The following is a 26,082-nucleotide window of genomic DNA, read 5'->3' as shown; positions in this document are numbered from 1 at the left end:
TCTCCTTCGCCAGGGGAACAGCAGGCCCGAGTCTATCGCGGAAGCCGGTTGCGCTCCCCAGCGACCTCACGGGTGTACACTGAATGAACGTACAGCTGGTTCATTCAGTCAAGGAGGACCCATGCCACGCTGGTTGCTCATCTCCCTCATCATCGTCGCCGTCATCGTGGTGGCGATCCTCGTCATGCCACGCCAGTCCCACAAGGGCGATCCCGCGAAGGTGGAGCGCACCTTCAGCGCCGAGGAGCAGTCCCTCATCGACTCCCGCACCGTCACCCCGGAGGAACTCGCCGCCAACGACGGACTCGACGGGCGCCCCGCCTGGATCGCCGTGAACGGCGTCGTCTACGACGTCACGGAGCGGTGGAAGGAGGGCCGCCACCACGGGCTGCCGGCCGGGCGCGACCTCACGGAGGAGTTCATCAACTCCGGACACCCCGGCTCGGTCCTGCCGAAGATGAAGGTCGTCGGCTCCTTCGCCCACTCCTAGGATGAAGGCATGCCGATCACGCCCGACCCGATCCTGACCGCCGCGCGGGAGGAGTTCGCCCGGCACGGCTACGCCCGCACCGGGATGGCGGCCATCGCGAAACGGGCAGGTATCGCCGTCGGGAGTCTCTACAACTCATTCCCCTCGAAACGGGACCTGTTCACAGAGGTGTACCTCGCCGAGAACGACCGGGCGAAGCAGGCCCTCCTCGCCAGCGTGGACTGGTCCGACCCCCGCGTGGCGCTGCCCCAGTGGGTGGCGGGGTCCATCGAGGCCGCGCAGGGCAGCCGGATCCTCGCCGAGTGGTTCGGGGACGCGCTGGGCCCCCACCTCCGGGCCGTGGCCTGCCCGGAGTCCCGCTGCGGGGTGCTCGACCCCCTGCTCGCCGTGAAGCTGCAGCAGTGGCGCGAGGAGGGGCGGGTCTCCCCCGACGTGGACGACGACCTCTTCGAGGAGCTCTACGCGGCGATGATCGCCCTCGACCGGGCCGGTGTCATCTCGCCTCGCTCCCTGGAGTTCCTCATGGACGCTCTCCTGGACAAGGTGTTTCCCGTCGCCAGGTGACGACGCGGCCGCCGGGGACGTGCCAGCCACGCAGCAGCGAGGCGATCCGCACGGCCATGACCAACCCTGCTGTCCCCAGCATCCCCACCATCCCGGCCGCACCCATGGCGTCGAGGCCGACGATGAGGAGGCCGCCGAGCATGGCCGGGACCACGTACAGGTGGGATCGACGCCTGAAGACGATGGGGACCTCCGAGGCCAGCACGTCCCGCAGGATGCCGCCACCGACCCCCGTCACCACCCCGATGAGTGCTGCGGCGAGCGGGTGCAGGCCGTGATGCAGCCCCTTGAGGGCCCCGTCGACGACGAACATCCCGAGCCCGATGGCGTCGAAGACGAGCAGCGGCCCACGCTCACGGACGTTGGGCGGGACGGTGAACATCACCACCAGTCCCGTGAGCGCTGCAAGGGCGATCATCCACAGGTCCACCAGGGCGGCGACGGGGGTGGCGCCCATCATCATGTCGCGCACCGCGCCGCCGCCGACGGCTGTCACACAGGCCAGCGTGACGATCCCCACCCCGTCCATGTCCCGCCGCTTCGCGGCGAGAGCACCGGAGATGGCGAAGGCGATGATCCCCGTGGCGGACAGACCGAGCCTCGTGAGTGTCTCAAGCTCCCACACGTCAGCTCAGGCCCGCGTCAGTCCTCGTCGAGGTGGGCGCTCAGATCCGTGGCCGAGGGCACGACGTAGACCGAACCGCTCAGCGGGGTGGTGAACCGGGTGAGCGCATCACGCACCCCGTCGGTCCCGGCCATGCGCCGCAGCATCTCGAACTGGCGGAACTGGTCCTTGCTGAAACCGACGAACAGGGTGCCGTGATCCCCGGTGCGGCCGTAGCCGACGTTGCGGCGGAACATCTCGAGTTCCTCACCGTCGTGCTCGACGACGGTCCTCGAGACGTGGGAGGTCTCGGGCATCACGTCGTCGTCCAGCTCGACGCTGTCCGGCTTCGTGCGGCCGATGACCTTCTCCTGCTCCTCCTGGCTGAGTGCGGCCCAGTTGGTCTCGTGACGCCACTGCTGGAACAGCAGGATCGACGCACCGGCCCCCGGCTCCCCGGGCGCAACGCACGCCACCGAGGGCGCCTCGACGAGGGACGGGTTCTCGCTGCCGTCGATGAAGCCGGTGAGGTCACGGGACTGCTTGTAGTGCCACCCGGACAGTTCCGTCGCGACGGTGGCGATCCCGGCGATGGCCTCGCGCAGTTCCGTGGTGCGGTCGAAGATGATGGCGCGCTCCGCGCCGGCGAGCCACACCCACACGTCGTGCGGGGTGGCGGGCATCTCGAACCCGGAGGTCCCGACGATGGGCTCGGTCCAGTCCTCGGCATCGACGGGGGTCTGTTCAGGGTGGAGCGCCCGCCACAGGCTGGGGCGGACACCGATCACCATGTTGCAGCCACCCTCGGTGTAGGCGGCGGGCAGTGCCAGGAGCGCACCGAGCAGGTCCTCCAGCGCGTCGGGTCGGACAAGGTCAAGTTCGAGGTAGGCGTTCTCGGGTGTGCCGAGGGCGAAGATTCCGGGTTGCGGGATGCTCATGGGGTCACGTTAGCGCGCCTGCCCCCGTCGATGCCCACATCGGACACGGCGACGCCGTCACCCCTCCAGCCAGGTCGAGTTCAGGTCGAATCCCGTGGCTCGGGCCCAGGCCTCGTGTTCCGGGAAGGTCTCGGGTCGTCTCGGCTGCTGCTGGATGCGCTGGGCTGGCCGCAACCGGATCTCGTTGTCGTCGATGACGAGTCCGGTTGGCCCGTCCGGAAGTCGGTAGATGTAGGCGTTGTGGGCGTCGAGGAACCGATTTCCCGTGATACGCAGGTCCATCGGGAGTTCCTCCGAGTAGGACAGCAGGTGCACCCCCGCCTCGTCCTTGTTGGGCCGGACCCGGTACCCCCAGCCGACCCCGGCGTCGGTGCAGTGATTCCCGGAGAAGGTGCACCGGACGAAGCCGCCTCCCTCACCATCGTGGGTGAGCACGCGTTCGACGTCGCCGTCACGGAGGACCTGGCTGCGGCACCAGATCTCGAACGACTGGCTGCACCGGCTGATGCGATTGCCCCGCACGTGGACATCGGTCCAACCGTGTCGGCGGACTGGATCCGCCCCGGTCGGCTCGACCACCTGCTCCCCCTGGAGGGTGACGGCGACGTCGTAGACGTCGTGGATGACGTTCCCCTCGACGAGGACGTCATGGCTGTTGATCCACATCTCCACCCCGTTGCCGTAACGGACCCCCGGCACGTGGAACGTCGTCAGCTCGCTGCCGCCGATGTTCCGGATGCGGTTGCCCTGCACCCGCACCCCTGAGACGTCCTCGGTCTGGATCCCGTGGCCGCCGCAGCCCACGAGGTCGAGGCCCCGGATGGTCATGTCGTCGGCGGCCTGGAACAGCCGTCCGTCCACAGCGACCCTGACCTCCCCGGCCCGACTCGGATTGGTGTGACACACCACGGTCAGGGTCCCCGCTTCGAGATCCGAGTGCCAGTCCCATGCGTTGCACAGTTCGTCCGCCGAGGCCCTGCGGCCGCCGTGCAGTTCCGAGTTGACCTCGATGAGACCGACGTTGACGTCGCGGGTGGAGTGGTTGCCGCCGTGGGTGGCGAGGTCGTCCAGCTGGACCTGCCAGCGGTTGCGGCCGAGGTTGCGCCAGACAGCGGGATCGCCCAGGACCTTGTACCCGACGAGCTGCGGGCGCTCCCCCGCCCCGTAGGCCCCGAAGGTGAGCCGCCCCTCGCCCTGGAGGGCCGAGAAGTCGGTGAACTGGCCGTGGAAACGGTGGCCACTGTGGAGCAGGACGGCGTCACCCCGCCGCACCTCCCCACGGTCGATCGCCTGCTGCACCCTGGCGATGCTCCGCCAGGCCGTCTCGGGCGAGGTGCCCGATCGACGGTCGTCGCCACCGTTGGACACGTGGAAGCTTCGGGCCTGGGCTGTCACTGGACCTCCTGGACGGAAAAGGGGCTGGTGTGGGGACCGTCACATCTTGACAGCACCGTCGGTGAGTCCACGCAGGAATTGGCGAGAACCGAGCATGAAGACGATCAACAACGGTGCGACGGCGATGACGGCGCTCATCATGAGCATGCCGTAGTCGGTGCCGTGGGCGGTCTGCAACTGGGAGAGCGCGACCTGGAGGGTCAGCTGGTTCGGGTTGTTGAGCACGATGAGGGGCCACAGGAACTCGTTCCACGAGCCGATGAAGGTGAAGATCCCGAGGAAGGCGAGGGCCGGGCGGGCGGCGGGCAGGGCGACGTGGAGGTACTGGCGGAAGAAACCGCACCCGTCGATGGTGGCGGCCTCGAGGAGTTCGACGTGGACGGCGCTGGTGAAGTACTGCCGGAGCCAGAAGATCCCGAAGGCGTTGGCGAAGGCTGGGAACATCACCGCCTGCAGCTTCCCCACCCAGCCGATCTCGCTCATGATGAGGAACAGCGGGATGGTGGAGAGCTGACCGGGCAGCAGGAAGGTCAGCATGATGATCCCGAACAGGAGATTGCGCCCCTTGAAGGCGTACTTGGAGAACGCGAAGGCCGCGATGGAGTCCAGGAAAAGGACCACGGTCGTCACGACGGTCGCGACGATGAACGTGTTGGCCATCGCCCCGAGCACGTTGACGGTGTTCGTCACGGTCTGGAAGTTCTCCACCCCCCGATCCCCGGGCAGCAGGGGCGGCGGGAACTCGTAGATGGCGGCCGACCGGTGCGTCGACAGCACGAACATCCAGTAGAACGGGAAGAAGGCCAGCAGCGCCCCGGCGATGAGGAAGACGTGCCTGCCGATGGCCGCGACGGGGACAGGTCGGCGGCGAGTGGTCGACGTGCTCACGACTCCCGCCTCCTCACCGCGAAGAAGTTGATGATGGCGAAGACGAGGACCACCACCACGACGCCCCACGCGATCGCGGCGCCGTAGCCGTAGCGGTTGTCCTGGAAGGCGACGGCGTAGAAGTACATCACCATGGTGAGACCCGAGTTGCCCACACCCCCACTGGCGGCGGCGCTGCTCACCTGGGAACTCGTCATGACCTGGGACTCGGTGAACGACTGGAGTGAACCGATCGTCGACATGATGGTGACGAACAGCACGATGGGTCGCAGCAGCGGCAGGGTGATGGAGAAGAACTGCTTCACCGGACCCGCCCCGTCGAGCGCGGCCGCCTCGTAGATCTGCTTCGGGATGGACTGGAGGCCGGCCAGGATGATGAGGGCGTTGTAGCCGACGAAGCTCCACGTGGTCAGGGTCGCGATCGCGATCTTGATGCCCCACTCCGTCTTGAGCCATTTCACGTTCTCCATCCCCAACACGTTGAGGAAGGCGTTGGCGAGGCCGAAGTTGCTGGAGAAGACGGAGCTGAACAGGATGCCCATCGCCACCAGCGAGGTGACGTTCGGCAGCAGGTAGGCCACGCGGTAGGTGTTGGAGAAGCGCGTCACGCTGTTGAGGGCCAGGGCGACGAGGGTGGCGATGGTCAGGCACGGCACCGTCGACATCACCCACAGGATGAGGGTGTTGACCAGCGACTTCCAGAACAGCTTGTCGGTGACGAGCCACTCGTAGTTCTTCAGGCCCACGAACCTTGCCTCGCCGAGACCCGACCAGCTGGTCAGGGAGATGTAGGCGGTGAAGGCGATGGGGACGGCGGCGAAGAGGGCGAAGAGCAGGTAGTAGGGCGAGACGGCCAGATAGAGCGGCAGGGCTCGTCGACCCCGCACGCGCAACGTGCCGGGCTCCGACCTGGTCGTGCGGGGTCGACGGCTCATCAGACGGTCACACCTGCCTGTTCGGCGAGGCGCTTGGCCGCCTCGACGGCGTCGGTCCAGGCCTGCTCGGGGTCCTTGCCACTGGACTCGACGAGTTGCAGTTCGGCGAAGAACGGGCCACTGACCGTGTTGTTGGCGGGGTGCTCGTAGAGCGGCCGGACGGTCTCCGCCGCCTTGGCGAAGATCTCACCGGCCGGCTGCCCGCCGAGGAACTCGACGGGGGCCTTGAGCGCGTCGGAGTTGAAGGCCTCCGCGTTGGCCGGGAAGTTGCCCTTGTCGCCGTACTCGATGATCTGGTTCTCCGCGTTGAGGATGTGCAGGATGATCTCGAAGGCCTTGGCCGCCTCCGGGGTGTCGGCAGGAATGGCGAGGAAGGAGCCGCCGTTGTTCGTGGCGTCGCCGGGGTGCGGGCAGACGTGCCACTTGCCGGAGGTGTCCGGGGCGTCGACGATGAGGTCGGCCAGGTGCCAGGAGGCCCCGAGGTCGGCGGGAAGCTTGCCCGCGGCGACGGCGGCCGTCGAGTCGGGCGAGTTCGACGTGAGCGCGGCGGAGATGCCGAGGGTGCGGGCCTTGACGGCCGTGTCCCAGGCGGCACGCACGTGCTCGGCCCCGCCGATGAAGGCGTGGGACTCGTCGATGTAGTTCTTTCCGGACTGCTTCACGACGGTGTCGAACACGCCGCTGAGGTTGCGGATGAGGAAGGTCTCGGGGTCCTTGCCCTTCATCTCGGTGCCGAGGGCGAAGTAGTCGTCCCAGGTCCGGATGGCGGCGGCCAGGGCCTCGGGCTCGAAGGGCAGGCCCATCTGCTCGAAGATGTCGAAGCGGTAGAACAGCGCGGTCGGGCCGATGTCGATGGGGATGCCCAGCTGCCGACCGTCCTCGGTCATGGCCTGGGCCCACTTCCAGTCGAGGAAATGGTCCTTGTGCTCCGCGGCCCCGAGGGTGTTGAGGTCGACGAAGTAGTCGGGTTCGGCGGCGAAGAAGGCGATGTCCTCGCCCTTGACGCCCGTGATGGTGGGCCGGCTGTCCTTGGTCTGGAGGGCGACGGACAGCCTCTGCTTGAAGTCGCCACCGATGACGTCCTGGCGGAGCGCGACGTCGGGGAACTTCTGCTTCACGGAGTCCAGCACGGCCTGGGCGAACCCCTCGGGCCAGGTCCACAGCACCATCTCGGCGCCACCTGATCCGGGCTGCGTCTGGCCGGAGCCTGCGGGTGCACCGGAGGAGTTGCCCGAGGACGGGTTGACCGCCGTGGAACAGGCGGTGAGGGCGGTCGCCATGGAGGCGACGCCGCCGAGGGCGAGGACTCCGCGACGCGGGATGGGGCAGGTGGTCATTGTCCTTCTCCTTGGATCTGTGGTTGGACGGCAATCAGGTGGTCCCGGAGCCGCGCACGAGGTCGGCCCTGTCCTCGTTCAGCCATTCGTCTCCTCCATCGTTGGGGGCACCCTGCAGTTCAGGCTAGGGTGCGCGGGTTTGTCTGTCAATGTTCGTTTTTGATCTTGTTTGAGCGTTTTTGTTGCGCGGTTGGGAATCCCGGGATAGGTTGGCGGCGTGCTCAAAGAGGTGCGGCAGCAGGCAATCCTCGACCACCTTCGTCAGAGACAGGTGGAGAGCACCGCTGCGCTCGTCGACGCCCTCGGCGTCTCGGCCGCGACCATCCGGCGGGACCTCGACGAGCTCGAGGAGTCCGGCCTCATCACCCGGGTCTTCGGCGGGGCGAAGCTCACCGCCGCGACGGAGGTACGGGACGAGCCCTTCGACGAGGTGCTGCCCCGCAACTCGGGGGCCAAGCGGGCCATCGCCGACCTCGTCGCCACCCAGCTCCCCGCCGGGAGCACGGTGTTCCTCGAGGCGGGAACGACGTGCTGGGAGATCGCCCGGGCCGCCCAGGAACTCGACCTGACGGTCGTGACCAACTCCCTGCGCATCGTCGAACTGCTGCTGCCCCGCCCCAACATCGAGCAGATCCTGCTCGGCGGGACGATCAACCGGGAGTACCTCTGCACCCAGGGGGACGCCGCCGTGACGGAGATCACCGGCCTGCAGGTGGACGTCGCCGTCATCGGCTGCTCCGGGGTCGGGGAACGGGCCGTGCTCCGCGACACCAGCCCGCGCGAACGCGACATCAAGCGGGCCCTGCGGAGCAGCTCGACCCGCATGATCCTCGCCGCCGACCACGGGAAGTTCCCCGGCATCGGCGCCCACACGGCCCTCGATCTCGCCGAGATCGACCTGCTCGTCACCGACCGGCCCCTGCCAGCGGCCTGGGCCGACACACCAACGAAAGTGCTCCACCCATGAGACTGACCCTCCTCGGGGGAGGCGGGTTTCGCGTCCCCCTCATGTACCGAACCCTCCTGGCCGACCGCAGCGACCACCGCGTCACCGAGCTGAGGCTGTGGGACACCGACACCGCGCGCACGGCGACGATGAGCGCCATCCTCGCCGCCATGGCCGAGGGCCGCGACGCCCCCGCCGTCGTCGTCGCCGAATCCCTCGAGGACGCCGTCACGGACGCGGATTTCGTCTTCAGCGCCATCCGGGTCGGCGGCACCCGCGGCCGGGCCACGGAGGAGGAGATCGCACACTGCTGCGGTGTCCTCGGCCAGGAGACCACCGGCTTCGGTGGCCTGGACTACGCCCTCAGGGGCATCCCGACCGCTCTGGAGATCGCCAGCACGATCGCAGCGGCGGCACCCCGGGCACACCTGATCAACTTCACCAACCCCGCCGGGATCATCACGGAGGTCAGCTCCCGCATCCTCGGCGACCGGGTGATCGGCATCTGCGACTCCCCCGTCGGACTGGCCCGCCGGGTCCTGACGACGCTGGAGGACGCCGGGCTGGTGCCCGCGGGCCGCGCCGCGCAGATCATCGCCGGCGACGACCGGGTCCGCCTCGACTACGTGGGCCTCAACCACCTCGGCTGGCTGCAGCGTCTCCTCGTCGACGACGTGGACGTCCTGCCGCGGCTGTTGGCGCGCCCGGACCTCATCGAGTCCTTCGAGGAGGGGCGCCTGTTCGGGGCGCCGTGGATCCAGTGGCTCGGCTCCGTGCCGAACGAGTACCTGCACTACTACTACTTCGCGCGGGAGACCCGGGAGGCCGACGAGAGGGTCGAGGCCACCCGGGGCGTCTACCTGGCGCGCCAGCAGGCCGAGTTCTACGAACGGGCGGCCCGCCTCGACGGCCACGCCGCCCTCGACCTGTGGGAGGCGACGCGGCTGCAACGGGAGGAGACCTACATGGCCTCCAACCGTCTCGCCGCGGGCGGGATCGGGCGCGACGAGGAGGACCTCGCCTCCGGGGGCTACGACCGGGTGGCCCTGGCCGTCATGAAGGCCATCGCCTTCGACGAGGCGACGGACCTCATCGTCAACTTCCGCAACGGGTCACGCCTGTCGGCCCTGCCTGCGGACACCGTCATCGAGGGGCCATGCCGCATCAGCGCCACCGGGGTCAGCCCGCTGCCCGTCTCCGCACTGCCCGACCATGCGGTGGGCCTCGTCCAGTCCGTGAAGTTCGCCGAACGCACCGTCATCCGCGCCGCGCTGGAGGGGGGCCGGGAGGACGCCATCGCGGCCTTCGCCCTGCACCCCCTCATCGATGGGGTCGGAGTGGCGAGGCGTCTCCTCGACGAGGCGTGCCGCCGCTTCCCCGAACTCGCCCACCTGGCCTGAGGAGCCCCCATGCACGCCTTCGACACCCTCGTCCTGGAACGCGTGGAACGTGTCAAGGACGACCGGGTCCTTCCCCTCGTCGACCGCACTGTCGGCACCCTGCAGGTCGAGGCGTGGGAGGTTCCCGGCGAACCCGTGCCCCCGCATGAGGCCCGTCTCGCCGAGTACCAACCGATCACGCTCCCCCATCCCTGGGGGGCGGCATGGAGCACGTGGTGGTTCCGGCTGCGCGGCACCATGCCCGACGACGCGCCCAGAGGAAGCGTTCGGCTCGACGTCGACCTGGGCTTCGCGGACGCCTGGCCGGGAAACCAGTGCGAGGGGCTCCTGTTCACCTCCGACCTCACGGTGCTCAAGGCGGTCAACTCGCGCAACCGTTCCTGCGTCGTCGACGCCGACCCCGGCACGGAGGTGGAGTTCCTCATCGAGGCCGCCGCCAACCCGGACCTGTTCGCGCACGGCTGCCGGGCCACCCCGATGGGCGACGTCCTCACCGCCCCCGACACGCCGATCTACCAGCTGCGCAGCGCGGAGTTCCGGGTGCGTGACGAGACGCTGTGGGGGCTCTTCCACGACCTCGACCTGCTCTGGGACCTCGCCCGTCACCTGCCCGAGGGCTCCACCCGTCGGGCGGTCATCTGTCGTCACCTCGACCGCGCCATGGACGTGCTCGACCTGCACGACGTTCCCGGCAGCGCCGGGGCCTGTCGCCAGGCGCTGGCCCCGGTGTGGCAGGCACCTGCCGTCGCCTCCGCCCTGTCGGTGACGGCGATCGGCCACGCCCACATCGACTCGGCGTGGCTGTGGCCGGTCCGGGAGACGGTCCGCAAGGTGGCGCGGACCTTCAGCAACGTCGTCGCCCTCGCGAGGGAGTACCCCGACTTCACGTTCACGGCGACGAGCGCCCAGCAGTACGCCTGGCTGCAGGAGCGCCACCCCGAGGTCTTCGATGCGGTCCGCCGGGCCGTTGCCGCGGGCCAGTGGTTCCCGTCCGGCGGGATGTGGGTCGAGTCGGATGTGAATCTGCCGGGAGGCGAGGCCCTCATCCGCCAGTTCACGATGGGCACCCGGTTCTTCCAGCGGGAGCTCGGCACCCGCAGCCGCACCCTGTGGCTGCCGGACTCGTTCGGCTACCCGGGCAACCTGCCGCAGATCGCGGCCCGGTGCGGCATGACGGGTTTCCTCACCCAGAAGCTGTCATGGAACCAGCACAACCAGCTCCCCCACTCCACGATGTGGTGGGAGGGGATCGACGGGACCCGCATCTTCACCCACTTCCCGCCGGTCAACTGCTACGACTCGGAGATCAGCGCCGAGGAGGTGAAACGCGCCGTCGACAACTACAAGGAGAAGGGGTGGGCGACGCGGCAGGTCATCCCGTTCGGTTACGGAGACGGTGGCGGCGGACCCACCGCGCAGATGGTGGAGCGCATCCGTCGGCTGGCCGACCTCGAGGGTGCCCCTCGGGTGACGATGGGGGATCCCGACTCGTTCTTCGACGCTGCCCGGGCCGAGTACCCGGACGCGCCGGTGCACGTCGGGGAGCTGTACCTGGAGTTCCACCGCGGCATCTTCACCTCGCAGCTGGAGATGAAGCAGGGCAACCGTCGCTCCGAGCACGCGCTGCGGGAGGTGGAGTTCCTGTGGAGCCTGGCACTGCTCGCCGGCGCCCCCGTCGAGGACTTCCCCGCCGCGGAGCTGGAGACCCTGTGGCGGCAGGTGCTGCTCAACCAGTTCCACGACATCCTCCCCGGCTCCTCCATCGCCTGGGTCCACCGGGTGGCCCGCCAGGAGTACCGCGAGATCCTGACCCGCCTCGCCGTCCTCGCCGACCGGGCCGTCACCGCCCTCCGGTCACCCACCACGGGAAGCGTGGCCGCCGTCGTCAACCCCCACGCGCACCCCGTCACCCGGGTGCTGGAGGTCGACGGGCAGCCGCGGCTCGTCACCGCTGGTCCCCTGGCCATCACCCCCCTCGCCGATGCCGTGCGGGAGCCGGACTCCCTCGCCACCGTCCGTCGCGACGGCGAGATGGTGGTGCTGGAGAACTCGCGGTTGCGGGTGGTCATCGACGGCGACGGCGACCTCGCCCAGGTCACGGACCTCACCAAGGGCCGCGACCTGCTGCTTCCCGGGATGGTCGGCAACCAGCTGCGGGCCTTCGAGGACGTCCCCAACGCCTTCGACGCCTGGGACATCGAACGGCACTACCTCAACCCGGGCAACGAGATCCCCGTCCCGCCCGCCGACAGGGTCGAGATCCTCGGCGAGGGGCTCAGGGCCGAGGTGCGGATCACCCGCCGCCTGGGGAGCTCCGACATCGTCCAGCACGTCCGACTCGAGGCGGACACCCCTCGCCTCGACCTCGCCATCGACGTGGACTGGCACGAACGCGAGACCCTCCTCAAGGCCTCCTTCCCGTTGGCGATCCACGCCCGGGACCACGTCGCCGAGGTGCAGTTCGGGCACGTGCGTCGCCCCCTCCACGAGAACACGTCCTGGGACTTCTCCCGCTTCGAGGTGCCGGCGCAGCGGTGGCTGCTCGTGGAGGAGCCCGGATACGGGGCCGCACTCCTCAACGACTCCACCCACGGCCACGACGTCCAGCCGCTCGCCGACGGGGTCCGGGTGTCACTGTCACTCATGCGGGCACCGGTGTTCCCAGATCCGTCGGCCGACCGCTCCTTCCGGAGCCTCAGCTACTCGCTCCTGACGGATGCCGACGTGGTGAGCGCCGCCGAGGAGGGGCAGACCCTCAACCTGCCGCCCCGGCTGGTGACGGCACCGCCCGTGAGGCTGGCCGACGTGACGGGCAGGGGCATCCACGTCGACGCGGTGCTGCCCGCCGAGGACGGCTCCGGCGACCTCGTCGTCCGGCTCCACGAGGGACGCGGCGGCCGGACGACGGGCTCCCTGCGTCTCGGCTTCGACGCGGAGCGTGTCGTCGAGGTCGACCCCTTGGAGGATCCCGTCGACGACCCGCGCGTCGACCTCAGCGGCCCGGTGCGGGAGATCCCGCTGACCCTGAGTCCCTTCACCATCCTGACCCTGCGCATCACCCCTGGAGGAGAATCGTGAAACTCCTGCTCATCGGCGTCGACGGCGTGAGGATCGACGTCGCAGTCCCGGCCGCCCTGACCGCCCATCCGGGCTTCGCCGAGCCGGACCATCCGGCCGATCCCCGCTTCGCGGCCGAGGCGGCCCCAGCGGATCGCCCGGAGATGCCACCCACCGACCCGGAGCGACCCGCCGCCCGGACCCTGGCGAGGCTCATGGCGGGTGGCCTCATCGCCCCGGTGTGGATGACACCCCCGACGGATTCCGGCCCGGGATGGTCGAGTCTGCTCACCGGCACCACCCACGAGCAGAACAACGTGTGGTGGAACGAATTCGTCGGCCACCGGTTGGCCGAGTGCCCGGACATCCTGTCGAGGGTGTTCTTCGCCAACCCGAGGGCCCTCACCTACGCCGGGTCGACCTGGGACGCACTGGTGGGGGCCATGGGTCCGGTGATCCACCAGCGGGTGGACCAGCAGCGCGCTGGGCGCCACGTCTCGTTCATGGCGCGGGACTTCTCACGCGGGTGTGTCAGCGCCGACATGGAGGTCCGCAGCCACAGCTGCCATCACCTCAACCACGTCGGCCCGGACGCCGCGTTCGTCTACTTCGAGGGGGTCGACGAGGCGGGACACCGTCACGGCGCCGCGTCCGAGGGGTATCTCACCGCCCTCGGCGAGGTCGACGAGCACGTGCGGGCGCTGGTGAAGGCCGTCGCGGAACGGTACGAGGCGCTCGGTGAGGACTGGCTCATCGCCGTCGTCACCGACCACGGACACAAGCCGGAGGGCGGCCACGGGGAGGACGAGGTGGAGGTGCGTCGCTCGTTCCTCATCCTGCACCGACTGGGCGGCCCCGTCGAGCTCCCGGAACGCTGGCAGGACGCCGAGGGCAGGCTCCGGAGCCTCAGGAGCCACGAGGTGACCCCGCTGCTGCTCGACCTCATCGGGGTCCGCGACGGCGGCTGGGATCCCGACCACGAGGTGGGGGTCGCGGTGGACATCCCGTCGGTGGGGCCGACCCGGAACCTCGCCTACGAATGGTGACCCTCGGCACCCCGACCACCAGGCCGTTGGAGGTGTCGGAGGCGACGCTGACGCGGCTGCACGCGGTCGTGGCGGCCTCGTCGGGCGTGACGGCGGCGGAGATGTGTGTCCGTTTCCTGCGCAACACCGCGACGACGACGGTGGATCTCACGGGCGAGGCCTTCGTCATCACCGGCGACATCCCCGCGATGTGGCTACGCGACTCGTGCCTCCAGCTGGCCCCGTTCCTGCGGCTGGGGGATCCGGACCTGCTGGAGGTCGCGGCGTCGCTGCTGCGGCGACACTGGCAGATGATCCGACTGGACCCGTACGCCAACGCCTTCAACGCCGCCCCGAACGGGAACCGCTGGGACGACGACGAGCCCCGGCAACACCCCCACGTGTGGGAACGCAAGTGGGAGCTGGACTCCCTCACCCATCCCCTCGACCTGGCGCTGCGACTGGAGCGGCTCGGCTGCAGCAGCTGGCGCAGCCCCGACTTTGAACCTGCCCTCGCCGCGATCCTCACGGTGGCGGAGACGGAGCAGGACCACGAGGCCACCAGCCCCTACCGGTTCGAGCGCCCCGGTGCGTCCGCCTCCGACACCCTGACCCGCGCGGGACGCGGACTGCTGACCACCTCCACGGGCCTGGTGTGGCAGGGGTTCCGGCCCAGCGACGACGCCTGCGAGCTGGGCTTCAACATCCCCGCCAACCTGTACCTCGCCAGCACCCTGCGGGGATTCACCGAGCTGCCCGGGCTGGGCGCCCGTGCCCGGGACCTCAGCGCCGCGATTGTCGAGGCCGTCCGGCGCCACGGCATCGTCGACGGGGTCCTCGCCTACGAGGTGGACGGGGCGGGGGCGCACGTGTTCTGCGACGACGCCAACGTCCCCTCGTTGCTCTCCCTGCCCTGGTTGGGTGTCCTCGCCGACGATGATCCGCTGTACCTCGCCACCCGTCAGCGGGTCCTCTCCCCCGCCAATCCACACTTCCACACCGGCCCCGACGGCCGGGGCGGGGTGGGTTCCCCGCACACCCCGGGCCGACGGGTCTGGCCGATCGGGGTCGCCGTCGCCGGGCTCACCGCGACGAGCCCGGCGGATCGGGGCTCGGCCCTGGACCTGCTCATGGCGACCACCGGCGGCACCGGCTGGATGCACGAGTCCTACGATGTCCTGAACCCCTGCGATTTCACCCGCCCCTGGTTCTCCTGGGCGAACATGATGTTCGTGGACCTGGCCCTGGAGATCGCAAGGTGTCCCCGCCCCGGCACCGGCCTGCCACCTCTGGAGCTCACATGACCGCACAGTTCACCGTCCTCTCCCCCCTGGCCCATGTCCCACCCGGTGGCCCCGTCGGCCCCGAGGTCGAGGCGCTCATGACCTGGAGCGATGAACCGGCCCGGTTCCTCGTCGCGTGGCGGCTGCCGGAGACCCGCAACTCCCGCGTCGAGCAACGGTTCCGGCTGGCCGTTGAGGCCCCTGGCTGCGACATCGAGGTCACCCGCGCCGAGCTCGTTCCCGTCCAGATCCCTCACTTCGAGGGCAACACCACCGGTTTCATCGCCGACGCCCCCACCCTGCTCCCGGATCCGCTGCTCCCCGTCGACGACGGGCACGCCCACGTGGAGGTGACCCTGGCCGCCACCCACCTCGGTTGGCACTGCCTCCACGTCGTGCTGCATCCAGCCGGGGACACCACCGTGCGCGTGACCGGCTCCCTCGTCGATGAGTGGGACGGCACCCCCTCGCCACTCGGCGTCCGGGAGATCCCGCTGTTGCGTGTCCTGCCGACGTTGACCGCCCCCGACGGCCCGTGGTTCTCCCAGTGGCTCCACCCCGACTGCCTGCTCCACGCCTACGACGTGACCCCCTTCAGCGAGGAGCACTGGAACACCATCGCCGCCCACCTCCGATGCGCCGCGGCGATGGGGGTGACCGGGACGATCGCCCCGCTGTGGGCCCCGGCCCTGGACACCGCCGAGGGCACCTACCGGCCGGATGTGCAACTCCTTCGGATCAGCTGCTCACCCTCCGGCGAGTACACCTTCGACGCGGATCGGGCGCGACGCTTCCTCGGTCTCATGGTGGCGGCGGGGATGAGGCATGTCGAGACCCCGCCCCTGTTCACCCAGTGGGGAGCCAGATGTGCCCCGCCGATCCGGGTGGCGCGCGACGGCGCCGATCCCGAGCTGCGATTCGGCTGGCACACCCCCGCCGACGACGAGACCTACCTCGCGTTCCTCGACCAGCTGCTCCCCTTCGTCCGGGGCCTGTTGGCCGAGTTCCCCACCCTGACCCCCTTCGTGCACATCTCCGACGAGCCCGACCCCGCCACCGCCGAGCGGTTCGGCGAGGCGCGACGTCGCCTCAGGGAGGCCCTGGGCGATCTCCCCACCCTCGACGCACTGTCCGAGCCCGCGTTCCGGGACCTCGTCGACGAACCCGTCGTGGCAACCGATGCGGTACCGAGGTGGCGGGATGCCGGGGTGGAACCGAACTGGGTGTACCACTGCGTGATCCAGGCCGACCTGGCCAACCGGTTCATCGCGATGGACCCGTCACGCATCCGGATGATCGGGCTGCAGCTGTTCACCACCGGGGCCAACGGGTTCCTGCACTGGGGTTTCGACTTCTACTTCCGGGCCCTCTCCCGCGGCCCCCTCGACCCGTGGCGGGACACCAGCGCGGGCGGCTGCTTCCCCTCCGGTGATGCCTTCGTCGTCTACCCCGGCCCCGGCCTCGAACCGATACGATCGCTGCGTTGGTGGCAGATCCGTGACGCCTTCCGCGACTGGGCACTGTTCACCCACGCCACCGAGCTGCTCGGGCGGGAACACGTCGTGGCCACCCTCACCCGGGGACAGCCGATGGACCACACCACCTTCCTGGACGCCGCCACCTACGAGGAACGCCGCAACACCCTCATCGACCGGCTCACGATGGAAGGTCGGATCGCCGAGGACCTCCTGCTCTCGCGCGCCCTCGTCGCAGCCGAGCCGACCCTGGAGAACGTGCGGCGACTGAGCACCGCCCTGCACCAGGTGGCGCAGCTGGCAATCGCCCAGGAGCGATGGGACGAGGTCGAGGCGTACTACCTGGAGTTCCTCACCCACATCCGCGCCGTCGAGGCCCGGGAGGGCGGCCTCGAGGCGAAGCAGGGACTCGCCATCGCCCTCGACGAACTGGCTGACCTCGCCATGCTGCGCGAGGACTGGGAGAAGGCACACGGGTACTACACCGAGAGCCTCGAGATCCAGCGCGGCATCGCCCTGGCCCAGCCCGGCTTCGATGCCCTGCACGACCTGCAGATCGCCCTCGACAACGTCGGCGACGTGGCGGCGGAGCGAGCCGACTGGGCCAGCGCGGTGGCCCATTACGCGGAGTCCGCGGCCATCGCCCGGCGGATTGTCGCCGAGCACCCCGGAGAGCAGCCACGCGTCGACCTGGCGGTGGGGCTGCGCAACCTCAGCCACGCGACGGCGGAACTCGGGATGATTGACGAGGCCCGCCGCCTGGCACTCGAGGCCCGGGACCTGGCCGCACCGCTCAACCGCCCCGACCTCCTGGCGTGGATCGAGGAACTGCTGGCATGACGAACGGGGCACCCCGTTGTGGGGCGCCCCGTCGTCGAGGGATCACTTGATGACGAACTTGGAGTTCTTGTCGAAACCAGTGGCCTCGGACCAAGCGGCATGCTGCTCGATGAGCTCACCACGCTGGTGCTGGAGCTTCTGCCCAGCCTTCAGCTCAATGGTGTTGTTGTCGATGGTCATCTGCGAGCGGTGCTCCGGCTGACGGTACATGTAGGCGTTGACCGCCCCGGCGAACCGGTTGCCGGTGATCTTGAGATCCATCGGCAGCGGCTCGGAGTAGGACAGCAGGTGCACACCACCCTCATCCTTGTTGGGGCGGGCCTCCTGGCCCCATCCGGTCCCGGCGTTGTGGCAGTTGTTCCCGGTGAAGGTGCAGTTGCGGTAACCCGCCTCGGGGCCATGGTCGCCGCCTCCTGCCCAGACCTCGAAGGACTGGGTGCACCGGTTGGTGCTGTTGCCCCGGATGTGGATGTCCCGCCAACCGAGGTGGGGACCCGACTGATCGCCCTGCATCGTGAAAGCCACGTCGTAGACGTCGTAGACCCGGTTGCCCTCGACCACGATGTCGCTGGTGCCGATCCACATCTCGATGCCGTTGCCGTAACGGAACACCTTGTCGGTCACCCAGATGAGATGGCTGCCACCGATGTGGTGGATGTGGTTGTCGATGATGCGGACGCCGGAGTTGCCCTTGTCGACATGGATGCCATGGCCTCCGATGCCGATGAGATCGAGCCCTTGAATGGTGGTGTTCGACCGCGCCGGGACCATCAACCCATCGGCAGCAGCCAGCAGGCCCCGACCGGCGGGATTCTCGGAGCAGACCAGGGTCAGGAGCTTGGACTTGTGATCCGAATGGAAGTCGAACTCGGCCTGCAGTTCTCCGAGGGAGAACTTCTTGGCACCGTAGAAACGCTTTCCACTCACCCGCAGGAAACCGATGTTTGCTTCCCTGATCTCTTGCGAACACGTGTTGCCGCGGTAGTTGTTGGGATCACTGAGATCGATCTGCCACAGGTTGTCGCCCACCTTGGACCACGCCCGGGAGCGGTCAAGCACCTTGTAGCCCATGATGACGGGGTGCGCGCCGGTGCCGTAGGCGCCGATGGTCAGGCGGGCATCACCCTGGGGCTCGGAGAGCTGGTTGAACTCACCGAAGAAGCGCTGGCCACGCTGGAACAGCACGCTGTCACCGTGGACGATCTGCCCCTCGGCGAAGGCCTTGTTGACCCGGTTGATGGTCTTCCATGCCGTGCTCTCAGAGGTTCCCGCGGCGTTGTCGTCACCCTGGAGGGAGACGAAGTAGGTGCGCCGCGACTGCGCGGACGCGTCGGCGGGCATGCCTGCCAACAGCGCGACCGCGGGCAGCGCACCTGCCGTGGTGAGAAGGCTGCGACGACTCAAGGACATCCGACTACTCCATTCTGTGGATATTCTGGACAACCCGTTGAAACGATTCATCAACGAGCCTTTGGTCAGATTAACCACCACGAATACCTCCCACAAGGCAACGAGGGCCCGCCTTTCGGCCAGCCCTGGAAAACCCTTTTGATGCACCCATTTCTTGACATGAAATTGATGAAGAATTGACGCAATCTTGACATGTACATGAGAGGATTTTCTCCCTGCGGAGATCACGTGTTCCGGAAACAGGACATCGGGCCGACGTCGGAGTGATCCTCCGGCGTCGGCCCGATCGAACTCGTGTCAGCCGATGATGAACTCGCTGTTGCGGTCGAAACCGGTGTCACGGGACCACTCGACGTGCTCCTCGATGGTCTGCAACTGCTGGGTCGCACCCTCCTGCGGGCGATCCGCCTGGAGCCGCTGACCTGCCTTCAGCTTGATGACGTTCTCATCGATGACGAGGTCATTCTCCTGCTCCGGCTGCCGGTACATGTAGGCGTTGAGGGCACCCAGGAACTTGTTGCCCGTCACCTTGAGGTCCATGTGGAGGTCCTCGTTGTAGGACAGGAAGTGGACGCCACCCTCCTGTGGGTTCGGTCGGACGGCCTGCCCCCAGCCGGCACCCGCGTCGGTGCAGTGGTTGCCGGTGAAGGAGCAGTTGCGGTACCCCGAGGCCAGGCTGTGGTCGTAGATGGTCTCCTTGCCCTTCTGCTCGAATCCGCGTGCCCAGATCTCGAAGGACTGGCTGTTGCGGGCGATCCTGTTGTCCCTCACGTGGACGTTCTTCCAACCGGTGCGCCACGGCTCGTTCCACTCGGTGGGGCCGAGGATCTGCGATCCCTGCATGGTGACACCCACGTCATAGGCCTCATAGATGATGTTGCCCTGGACCAGGACATCCTTGGTGTTGATCCACATCTCCACACCATTGCCGTACCGGGTGGTCTCGTACAGGTAGCTGCCACCGATGTCCCGGATGCGGTTGTCGAGGATCTGTACCTCGTCGGCATCGACGACCTGCACACCGTGGCCACCGGTGCCGATGAGGTCGAGGCCCTCGATGGTCATGTGCGAGCGGGCCTGGACGAGGCGTCCGTTGACGCTGATGCGGAGGTCCCCAACCTTGGATGGGTTCTCGGAACGGAAGATGGTGAGCGTCTTCTGCTCCTGGTCGGAGTGGAAGTGCCATTCCTCCGAGAGTTCGTCAACGGTGGCCTTCTTGTGACCCTTGATGACCCCGTCGACCCTCAGGAAACCGACGTTGGCATCGCGGTCGGCACGAGCCATCTTGTTGCCGACGTGGGTGTCGGGATCACCCAGATTGATCCGCCACAGGTTGGGGCCGACCTTGGTCCAGGCCTCGGGCTTGTTGAGCACCTTGTACCCCATGATCTGGGGGCGTCGACCACGCCCGTAGGCACCCAGGGTCAACCGGCCCTGGCCGTTGAGCTCGGGGATTGCGGACAGCTCACCGTAGAAACGATGGCCGCTTCGGAACAGCACCGTCGAGCCGTAACCGACCTGACCGTCCTCGAAGGCCTTCTGGAGCCGTTCCAGGCTCCGCCACGCCTGCCGGTGTGATGTGCCGGCGGCGTTGTCGTCCCCGCGCTCGGAGAGGTAGAAGGTGGCATTGGTGCTGGTATCGGCCGAGGCCATGGGGGCACCGGCCAGGAGGGACACGGCCGGCAGCCCTGCTGCGGCCATGAGGATGCTTCGACGACTGACAGTCATCTTGGGACTCCACTTCCGTAGGGGATGTCGAACGACCCTTTGAAACGACTCATTTTTGGGGTCGTCTTGGACTCTAATCAGGCCGCCACACAGCCGACAACCCCCCAGCTCGCCCCCCGTCCGGCCGACTGGCGTCTTGACACAGCAGCTGTGCGGATCGGGTGTCGATCCCGGAACAGGCCGGACATCACCACGAAGAACCGGGCCCCGGGACCATGTGGTCCCGGGGCCCGGCGTGACTGAGGCGCGTCACTTGGCCTCGTCGTCGTCCTTCTTCTCCACCACGAGGGTCTCGGTGGTGAGCAGCAGGGAGGCGATCGAGGCGGCGTTGGCCAGCGCGGAGCGGGTGACCTTCACCGGGTCGATGACGCCGGCCTCGACCAGGTTCTGGTACTCCCCGGTCTTGGCGTTGTACCCGAAGCCGGGCTCCATCTCGGCGACCTTCGAGGTGATGACGTATCCGGCCTCGCCGCCGTTCTCGGCGATCCACCGCAGCGGCTCGACGACGGCCTTCGCCACGATCGCGGCGCCGACACGCTCGTCGCCCTCCAGCCCGAGGCCACCCTCGAGCACCTTGGCGGCGTGGATGAGGGCGGAGCCGCCACCGGCGACGATGCCCTCCTCGATGGCCGCACGGGTGGCGGAGACGGCATCCTCGATGCGGTGCTTCTTCTCCTTCAGCTCCACCTCGGTGGCGGCACCCACCTTGATGACGCAGACGCCACCGGCCAGCTTCGCGACCCGCTCCTGGAGCTTCTCACGATCCCAGTCGGAGTCGGTGCGCTCGATGGTGGCGCGCAGCTGGGCCACGCGGGCCTGAACCTCGGCCGAGTCGCCGGCACCGTCGACGATGGTGGTGTTGTCCTTGGTCACCACCACGCGGCGGGCCCGGCCCAGGACCTCGAGGCCCACCTGGTCGAGCTTGAGGCCGACCTCGGGGGCCACGACCTGGCCACCGGTGAGGATCGCGATGTCCTCGAGCATGGCCTTGCGCCGGTCACCGAAGGCCGGGGCCTTGACGGCGACGGAGGTGAAGGTGCCACGGATCTTGTTCACCACCAGCGTGCTCAGCGCCTCACCGTCGACGTCCTCGGCCACCACGAACAGGGTGCCCTTGGCGGCGATGACCTTCTCCAGCAGCGGGAGCAGGTCGTTCATCGAGGAGATCTTGCCGGAGTGGATGAGGATGAAGGGATCCTCGAGCACGGCCTCCATGCGGTCGGCGTCGGTGACGAAGTACGGGGACAGGTAGCCCTTGTCGAACTGCATGCCCTCGGTGAACTCCAGCTCGGTGCCGAAGGTGTTGGACTCGTCGACGGTGATGACACCGTCCTTGCCCACCTTGTCGAAGGCGTCGGCGATGAGCGCACCGATCTGCTCGTCACGCGAGGAGATGGTGGCGACCGACGCCATGTCGGCGGTGGTGTCGACGGCGCGGGCGTTGGCGTGGAGACGCTCGACAACGGCCTCGACGGCCTTGTCGATGCCCCGCTTGAGGCCGACCGGGTTGGAACCGGCGGCGACGGCGCGGAGGCCCTCGTGGACCAGCGCCTGGGCGAGCACCGTGGCGGTGGTGGTGCCGTCACCGGCGACGTCGTTGGTCTTGGTGGCGACCTCCTTGGCCAGCTGCGCGCCGAGATCCTCGTACGGGTCCTCGAGCTCGACCTCCTTGGCGACGGTCACACCATCGTTGGTGATGGTGGGGGCGCCCCACTTCTTGTCGAGCACGACGTAGCGGCCCTTGGGGCCGAGCGTCACCTTGACGGTGTTGGCGAGGGTGTCCACACCCCGCTCGAGTGAGCGGCGCGCGTCCTCGTCGAACTGCAGAGTCTTTGCCATGTTGCGCTACCCCGTTCAGCGGGAGACGACGGCGAGGATGTCGCGGGCGTTCAGCAGCAGGTACTCCGCACCGTCGTACTTGACCTCGGTGCCGCCGTACTTCGAGAAGATCACGACGTCGCCCTCGGCGACATCCAGCGGGACGCGGTTGCCCTTGTCGTCGATACGGCCGGGGCCGATCGCGACGACCTGACCCTCCTGCGGCTTCTCCTTGGCGGTGTCGGGGATGACCAGGCCGGAAGCGGTGGTCTGCTCAGCCTCGAGCGGCTTGACGAGGACGCGGTCCTCGAGCGGCTTGATCGTGGTTGCCACGTCAGGCCCCTTTCTGTGTTCTCCGGCGCAGCGCCGGGTCAGTTTCGGTTTCCGGTCCGGGCGTCGTCGCGGTGCCACCCGGGGCTGGCACCCGAACTGGTCGAGTGCCAGAACCAAAGCTATACCCCGGTTAGCACTCAATCAAGTGGAGTGCCAATCCCGACGGGTCGTCGGCGGTCAGCCCAGGTGGTCGATCGTCTCCCAGGCGGGATCGTGCTCGATGGTCACCTGCGCGCCGTGGCGGTGGGCGATGTCCTGCAACCGTGCGGCGAGCCCCGTGGTCGGGTCCGCGAAGCAGTGCCACAGGACCCGTCCGCCGCCCGTCTCCACGGCCCTCAGGTCCCCGTCCCGGCCACAACTGGCCATGATCTCGTCCTCGATCCGGCCGTTGAGTTCGTGGTCCTCCTCCCCGGGGAACCCGGTGCCGCTGTCGTCCGGGTATCGACGCTCAATGGCGACGTGGGTCTCCCACAGCGGGTTGACCAGGCTGTGGACCGGGAACTGGACGCGAGCCACCAAGGGCCCGTTCGGCCCCTCCCCCTGGAGCAGGGTCCAGCAGGGCTCGCCACCCTCCGCCAGGAAGGAGGCCCGCAGGTCGTCGATGGCGCGCTGCACCTCGGCGAGGGGCACCGCATCCTCCGGCTCCTCCTCGGCCGCCTCGACAGCCCCCACCCACAGTTCGATGCGTTCCTCGCCGACGACGGTGTCCAGCATGAGGAAGGCCAACCGCAGGCGCGTGTCCTCATCCACCTGCGTGAAGACCGGGTGCCACACCTCGAGGTGGACCTTGGTCGGGTCCTGCTCCACGGCCACCCGGGCGTCGTCGAGGTCGAGATCATGCCCTGCGAAGCTCAGCACCCCGCCACTCTTCGGTGCCTTGAGATCGGCGTAGCACCACTGCGCATCGGCAGGTGGTGCCGCCAGTACGACACGCCGGGCGAGGGCGCGGAGCGCAGGGTCCCCCTCCGCCGAGATGACGAGCACCATCGCCGAGCCCCCGTCGCCCGCCCCGACCTCCCAGGCGAGCCGCTCATCGACCTGATCCAGCCGTGTGGTCAGTTCCTCGGCGATCCGTTCGACCTGTTCCCCGGTGGCGACGGCGCGGGCCACCTCAATGCGATGTTCCTCCCACCAGGTCCAGAACTGCTGCACCGAGTCGGGGTGGGAGATGCGGGATGAGTTGTGTGCCATGGGACTCAACCTACAACCCGGCACTGACAGGATCTCACCGACCATCGATCGGCAGCAGGACCACCTCCTCACCGGGACGAAGCTGTGCTGCAAGGTCGATGGCCTCCTCGGTGAGCACAGCTGCGACGGGATAGCCCCCGGTCAACGGATGGTCGGCCAGGAAGAGCACGGGCAGCCCACTTGGCGGAACCTGGATGGTCCCTGCCACCACCGGTTCACTCGGTAGTTCCCCGGAGCGCCTGGGCAGGGGGTCCCCGACCAGCCTTACCCCCACCCGATCCACCTCCGGGCTGACCTGCCAGTGGCTGCCCGCCAGGTCCTGCACCCAGTCCTCCCGTGGGCCCGGAACATAACGCAGGATCCCGGCGTCGCGCCTCGGCGGCTCGGACGGCACCGGGCGCCCCCATCCCGCTGCGGTCTCCCCCACCGGGATCACGGCACCGGCCGTGCAGGGTTCCGGCCCGATCCGCCCCAGGGTGTCGAAGGACCGCGACCCCAGCACCGGGGCGGTGTCGATGCCTCCGGCGACCGAGAGGTAGGTGCGCAGCCCGGAACTCGGCGTGCCGAGGGTGAGCCTCGCACCGTCGGGGAGGAGCAGGGGGTGCCCCATCGGCACGGGGTGCCCGTCGACGTCGGCAGGACAGCGGGCGCCGGTCAGGGCGATGGTGAGGGTGCCCACGGCCTGCAGGACGCACTGCCCCATGGTGATCTCCAGCGCCGCCTCGCCGGCGCGGTTGCCGACCAGCAGCGCGCCTCGTCGGTACGCGCCGCGGTCCGCCGCGCCGGAGACCCCGACCCCCATCGCAGCGCGCCCCGGACGGCCACGGTCCTGGACGGTGAGGGGAAACACCGTGTGCTCGACGGTGATGGCACGCCCCGCCACCACCGTGGCCGCGGGACTGCGACGGGTCGGCGTCGCCAACGTCCTCACGCTGCGGAAACGGACGAGGCTGCCGGGTTTCAGGAGTGCGGGCGGCTCGGCGTCGGCGTCGAAGAGCGTGGCGTCGGTGCGCCCGATGAGCTGCCAGCCCCCGGGGGATGCCGTCGGGTAGACGCCGCTGAACCGATCCGCCAGACCGACCGATCCGGCAGGGACGCGGGACCGAGGGATGCTGCGTCGCGGTACCGCGAGTCGGGGGTCGCCTCCGACGAGATAGGCGAAGCCCGGCGCGAACCCACCGAAGGCCACCCGCCACGGGGTTGAGGTGTGCGCGGCGACCACCCCGCTCACGCTGAGACCGGTCAGTTCCGCCACCTCGGCGAGGTCCTCGCCGTCATAGAGGACGTCGATGACAACCTCATCCTGCGGCACGGGCAGCTCAGGACGGAGTCCATCCAGTGCTGCCTCGAGGACGGACCGGAGGTCGCCCGGGTGATGGGTGACGAGCAGGGTTCGTTGCGCAGCGACGATGTCGACGACGCGGCGCCAGGGAGGCTCGCCGGAGGTGACACGGTCCCGCAGCCTCGCCTCCGCGGCGAGAACCTCGGTGAGTTCGGCGAACTCGATGAGGACCGCCCGTTCCCCGCAGGGCAGGAACCTCATGCGAAGGAGGCGACCTCGACGCCCGCCGTGGTCAGCGCATCGCGCACCCGAGCTGCCAACTGGGCCGCGCCGGGGGTGTCGCCGTGGAGGCACACCGAGTCCACCCGGGGACGCAGCACGGTGCCGTCGACGGCCTCGATCTCCCCCGTCGTGGCCAGCCGCACCACCCGGGCGGCGACGGCGTCGGCATCGGTGACGAGGGCGCCGGGCTGGTCGCGGGGCACCAGACGACCATCGGGAAGATAGCCACGATCGGCGAAACCCTCCCGAATGGCTCGGAGTCCCCTGTCCACTGCGAGCCGGAGGAGAAGGGAGCCGGGCAGGCCCAGCAGGGGCAGCCCGAACCGGGCGGCCGCGTCGACGACGGCGGCGGCGTGGGCCTCGTTGCTGATCGTGGCGTGGTAGAGCGCGCCGTGGGGTTTGACGTAGGCCACCGCCCGGCTGATTCCCTGCAACGCCCCGATCTGGTAGACCACATCCGCACGCAGCTCGTCGTGGGTGGCGTCGATGAAACGCCGCCCGAACCCGGCGAGGTCCCGGTAACTGACCTGGGCCCCGATCGCGACCCCGCGTTCTCGGGCGATCCGGCACGTGGTGGTGAGTGTGAGCGGATCACCCGCATGGAAACCACAGGCGACGTTCGCGCTGGAGATCTGCGCCAAGAGGGCCTCGTCGTCACCGAGCCGCCACCGGCCGAAAGACTCCCCCACATCCGCATTGAGGTCAATCCGCATGGCCCGAGTGTAGAAGGGCGAGAAGGAGACCACGACGATTCAGGACTGCTGAGCGGCCCAGGAGGACCCCACGTGGTCACCCCCTCCCGGGTGCGGGGCGGCGGCGCGTGGACGCCGCGACGGTGGTGGAGCCGAGGAAGGACGGAAC

Annotated in this window: 21 protein-coding genes; 8 read left to right on the top strand and 13 right to left on the bottom strand. The window is 68.7% G+C overall.

The window, feature by feature from the left end:
- Positions 1–121 precede the first annotated feature (121 nt).
- Both EII35_RS02435 and EII35_RS02430 read left to right on the top strand, forming a co-directional pair.
- Entirely contained in the window at positions 122–490 is a 369-nt protein-coding gene (locus EII35_RS02435; protein ID WP_221739656.1) for a cytochrome b5 domain-containing protein, read from the top strand.
- A 9-nt stretch (positions 491–499) separates the two neighbouring features.
- Complete coding sequence (locus EII35_RS02430; protein ID WP_125226873.1) at positions 500–1,054, top strand: TetR/AcrR family transcriptional regulator; 555 nt, start codon at positions 500–502, stop codon at positions 1,052–1,054.
- Here the strand turns inward: EII35_RS02430 and EII35_RS02425 are convergent.
- From EII35_RS02425 to EII35_RS02400, 6 genes are read right to left on the bottom strand one after another with little or no spacing between them, the layout of a single operon-like run.
- Positions 1,011–1,679, bottom strand: a complete 669-nt coding sequence (locus tag EII35_RS02425) for a trimeric intracellular cation channel family protein (RefSeq protein ID WP_125226872.1) — start codon at positions 1,677–1,679, stop codon at positions 1,011–1,013. The two genes, EII35_RS02430 and EII35_RS02425, sit on opposite strands and share 44 nt — an antisense overlap.
- A gap of 17 nt (positions 1,680–1,696) precedes the next feature.
- Positions 1,697–2,596, bottom strand: a complete 900-nt coding sequence (locus tag EII35_RS02420) for a Dyp-type peroxidase (protein ID WP_221739655.1) — start codon at positions 2,594–2,596, stop codon at positions 1,697–1,699.
- A 57-nt stretch (positions 2,597–2,653) separates the two neighbouring features.
- Positions 2,654–3,991, bottom strand: coding sequence for a right-handed parallel beta-helix repeat-containing protein (locus tag EII35_RS02415; RefSeq protein WP_125226871.1), 1,338 nt, complete (start codon positions 3,989–3,991; stop codon positions 2,654–2,656).
- A 39-nt stretch (positions 3,992–4,030) separates the two neighbouring features.
- On the bottom strand, positions 4,031–4,879 hold the full coding sequence (locus tag EII35_RS02410; protein ID WP_260464984.1) for a carbohydrate ABC transporter permease: 849 nt from the start codon (positions 4,877–4,879) through the stop codon (positions 4,031–4,033).
- Positions 4,876–5,814, bottom strand: coding sequence for a carbohydrate ABC transporter permease (locus tag EII35_RS02405; protein WP_125226870.1), 939 nt, complete (start codon positions 5,812–5,814; stop codon positions 4,876–4,878). Before EII35_RS02405 ends, EII35_RS02410 begins: the two co-directional genes overlap by 4 nt.
- Positions 5,814–7,151, bottom strand: coding sequence for an ABC transporter substrate-binding protein (locus EII35_RS02400; protein ID WP_125226869.1), 1,338 nt, complete (start codon positions 7,149–7,151; stop codon positions 5,814–5,816). The genes EII35_RS02405 and EII35_RS02400 overlap by 1 nt, the downstream gene beginning before the upstream one ends.
- A 217-nt stretch (positions 7,152–7,368) precedes the next feature.
- Between EII35_RS02400 and EII35_RS02395 the strand changes: the two genes are divergently transcribed.
- The 6 genes from EII35_RS02395 to EII35_RS02370 are packed head-to-tail and all read left to right on the top strand — an operon-like array spanning position 7,369 to position 17,177.
- Positions 7,369–8,118, top strand: coding sequence for a DeoR/GlpR family DNA-binding transcription regulator (locus EII35_RS02395; protein ID WP_125226868.1), 750 nt, complete (start codon positions 7,369–7,371; stop codon positions 8,116–8,118).
- Positions 8,115–9,497: a family 4 glycosyl hydrolase gene (locus EII35_RS02390; protein ID WP_125226867.1), complete on the top strand. Its 1,383-nt coding sequence runs from the start codon at positions 8,115–8,117 to the stop codon at positions 9,495–9,497. Before EII35_RS02395 ends, EII35_RS02390 begins: the two co-directional genes overlap by 4 nt.
- Before the next feature lie 9 nt (positions 9,498–9,506).
- Positions 9,507–12,575: an alpha-mannosidase gene (locus EII35_RS02385; RefSeq protein WP_125226866.1), complete on the top strand. Its 3,069-nt coding sequence runs from the start codon at positions 9,507–9,509 to the stop codon at positions 12,573–12,575.
- Positions 12,572–13,600 carry an alkaline phosphatase family protein gene (locus EII35_RS02380; protein WP_125226865.1) on the top strand — a complete coding sequence of 343 codons (1,029 nt, stop codon included), beginning with the start codon at positions 12,572–12,574 and terminating at the stop codon, positions 13,598–13,600. Before EII35_RS02385 ends, EII35_RS02380 begins: the two co-directional genes overlap by 4 nt.
- On the top strand, positions 13,594–14,883 hold the full coding sequence (locus tag EII35_RS02375; protein ID WP_125226864.1) for a glycoside hydrolase family 125 protein: 1,290 nt from the start codon (positions 13,594–13,596) through the stop codon (positions 14,881–14,883). Before EII35_RS02380 ends, EII35_RS02375 begins: the two co-directional genes overlap by 7 nt.
- The gene (locus tag EII35_RS02370; protein WP_125226863.1) at positions 14,880–17,177 is read left to right on the top strand and encodes a glycoside hydrolase domain-containing protein; all 2,298 of its coding nucleotides are present in this window, start codon (positions 14,880–14,882) and stop codon (positions 17,175–17,177) included. Before EII35_RS02375 ends, EII35_RS02370 begins: the two co-directional genes overlap by 4 nt.
- 42 nt (positions 17,178–17,219) lie before the next feature.
- Here EII35_RS02370 and EII35_RS02365 read toward each other — a convergent pair whose 3' ends face one another.
- The 7 genes from EII35_RS02365 to EII35_RS02335 all read right to left on the bottom strand — a co-directional run bounded on the left by EII35_RS02365 (position 17,220) and on the right by EII35_RS02335 (position 25,934).
- A complete protein-coding gene (locus EII35_RS02365; RefSeq protein ID WP_185744121.1) occupies positions 17,220–18,587 on the bottom strand; it encodes a right-handed parallel beta-helix repeat-containing protein in 1,368 nt (455 codons plus the stop codon).
- Between the two features lie 297 nt (positions 18,588–18,884).
- Positions 18,885–20,315, bottom strand: a complete 1,431-nt coding sequence (locus EII35_RS02360) for a right-handed parallel beta-helix repeat-containing protein (protein WP_125226861.1) — start codon at positions 20,313–20,315, stop codon at positions 18,885–18,887.
- Between the two features lie 249 nt (positions 20,316–20,564).
- On the bottom strand, positions 20,565–22,154 hold the full coding sequence (groL, locus tag EII35_RS02355) for a chaperonin GroEL (RefSeq protein WP_125226860.1): 1,590 nt from the start codon (positions 22,152–22,154) through the stop codon (positions 20,565–20,567).
- Positions 22,155–22,169: 15 nt separating this feature from the next.
- Positions 22,170–22,466 carry a co-chaperone GroES gene (groES, locus tag EII35_RS02350; RefSeq protein WP_125226859.1) on the bottom strand — a complete coding sequence of 99 codons (297 nt, stop codon included), beginning with the start codon at positions 22,464–22,466 and terminating at the stop codon, positions 22,170–22,172.
- Positions 22,467–22,643: 177 nt separating this feature from the next.
- Positions 22,644–23,657: a DUF695 domain-containing protein gene (locus EII35_RS02345; protein WP_185744120.1), complete on the bottom strand. Its 1,014-nt coding sequence runs from the start codon at positions 23,655–23,657 to the stop codon at positions 22,644–22,646.
- A gap of 34 nt (positions 23,658–23,691) precedes the next feature.
- Complete coding sequence (locus tag EII35_RS16380; RefSeq protein WP_125226857.1) at positions 23,692–25,200, bottom strand: 5-oxoprolinase subunit B/C family protein; 1,509 nt, start codon at positions 25,198–25,200, stop codon at positions 23,692–23,694.
- Positions 25,197–25,934, bottom strand: a complete 738-nt coding sequence (locus EII35_RS02335) for a LamB/YcsF family protein (protein ID WP_125226856.1) — start codon at positions 25,932–25,934, stop codon at positions 25,197–25,199. The genes EII35_RS16380 and EII35_RS02335 overlap by 4 nt, the downstream gene beginning before the upstream one ends.
- Positions 25,935–26,082: the final 148 nt, after the last annotated feature.

It is taken from the genome of Arachnia propionica, from assembly GCF_003932785.1.
GTDB lineage: Bacteria > Actinomycetota > Actinomycetes > Propionibacteriales > Propionibacteriaceae > Arachnia > Arachnia propionica_B.
Note: the sequence above shows the minus strand (reverse complement) of the source record. Positions and strands in the feature narration are given on the sequence as shown.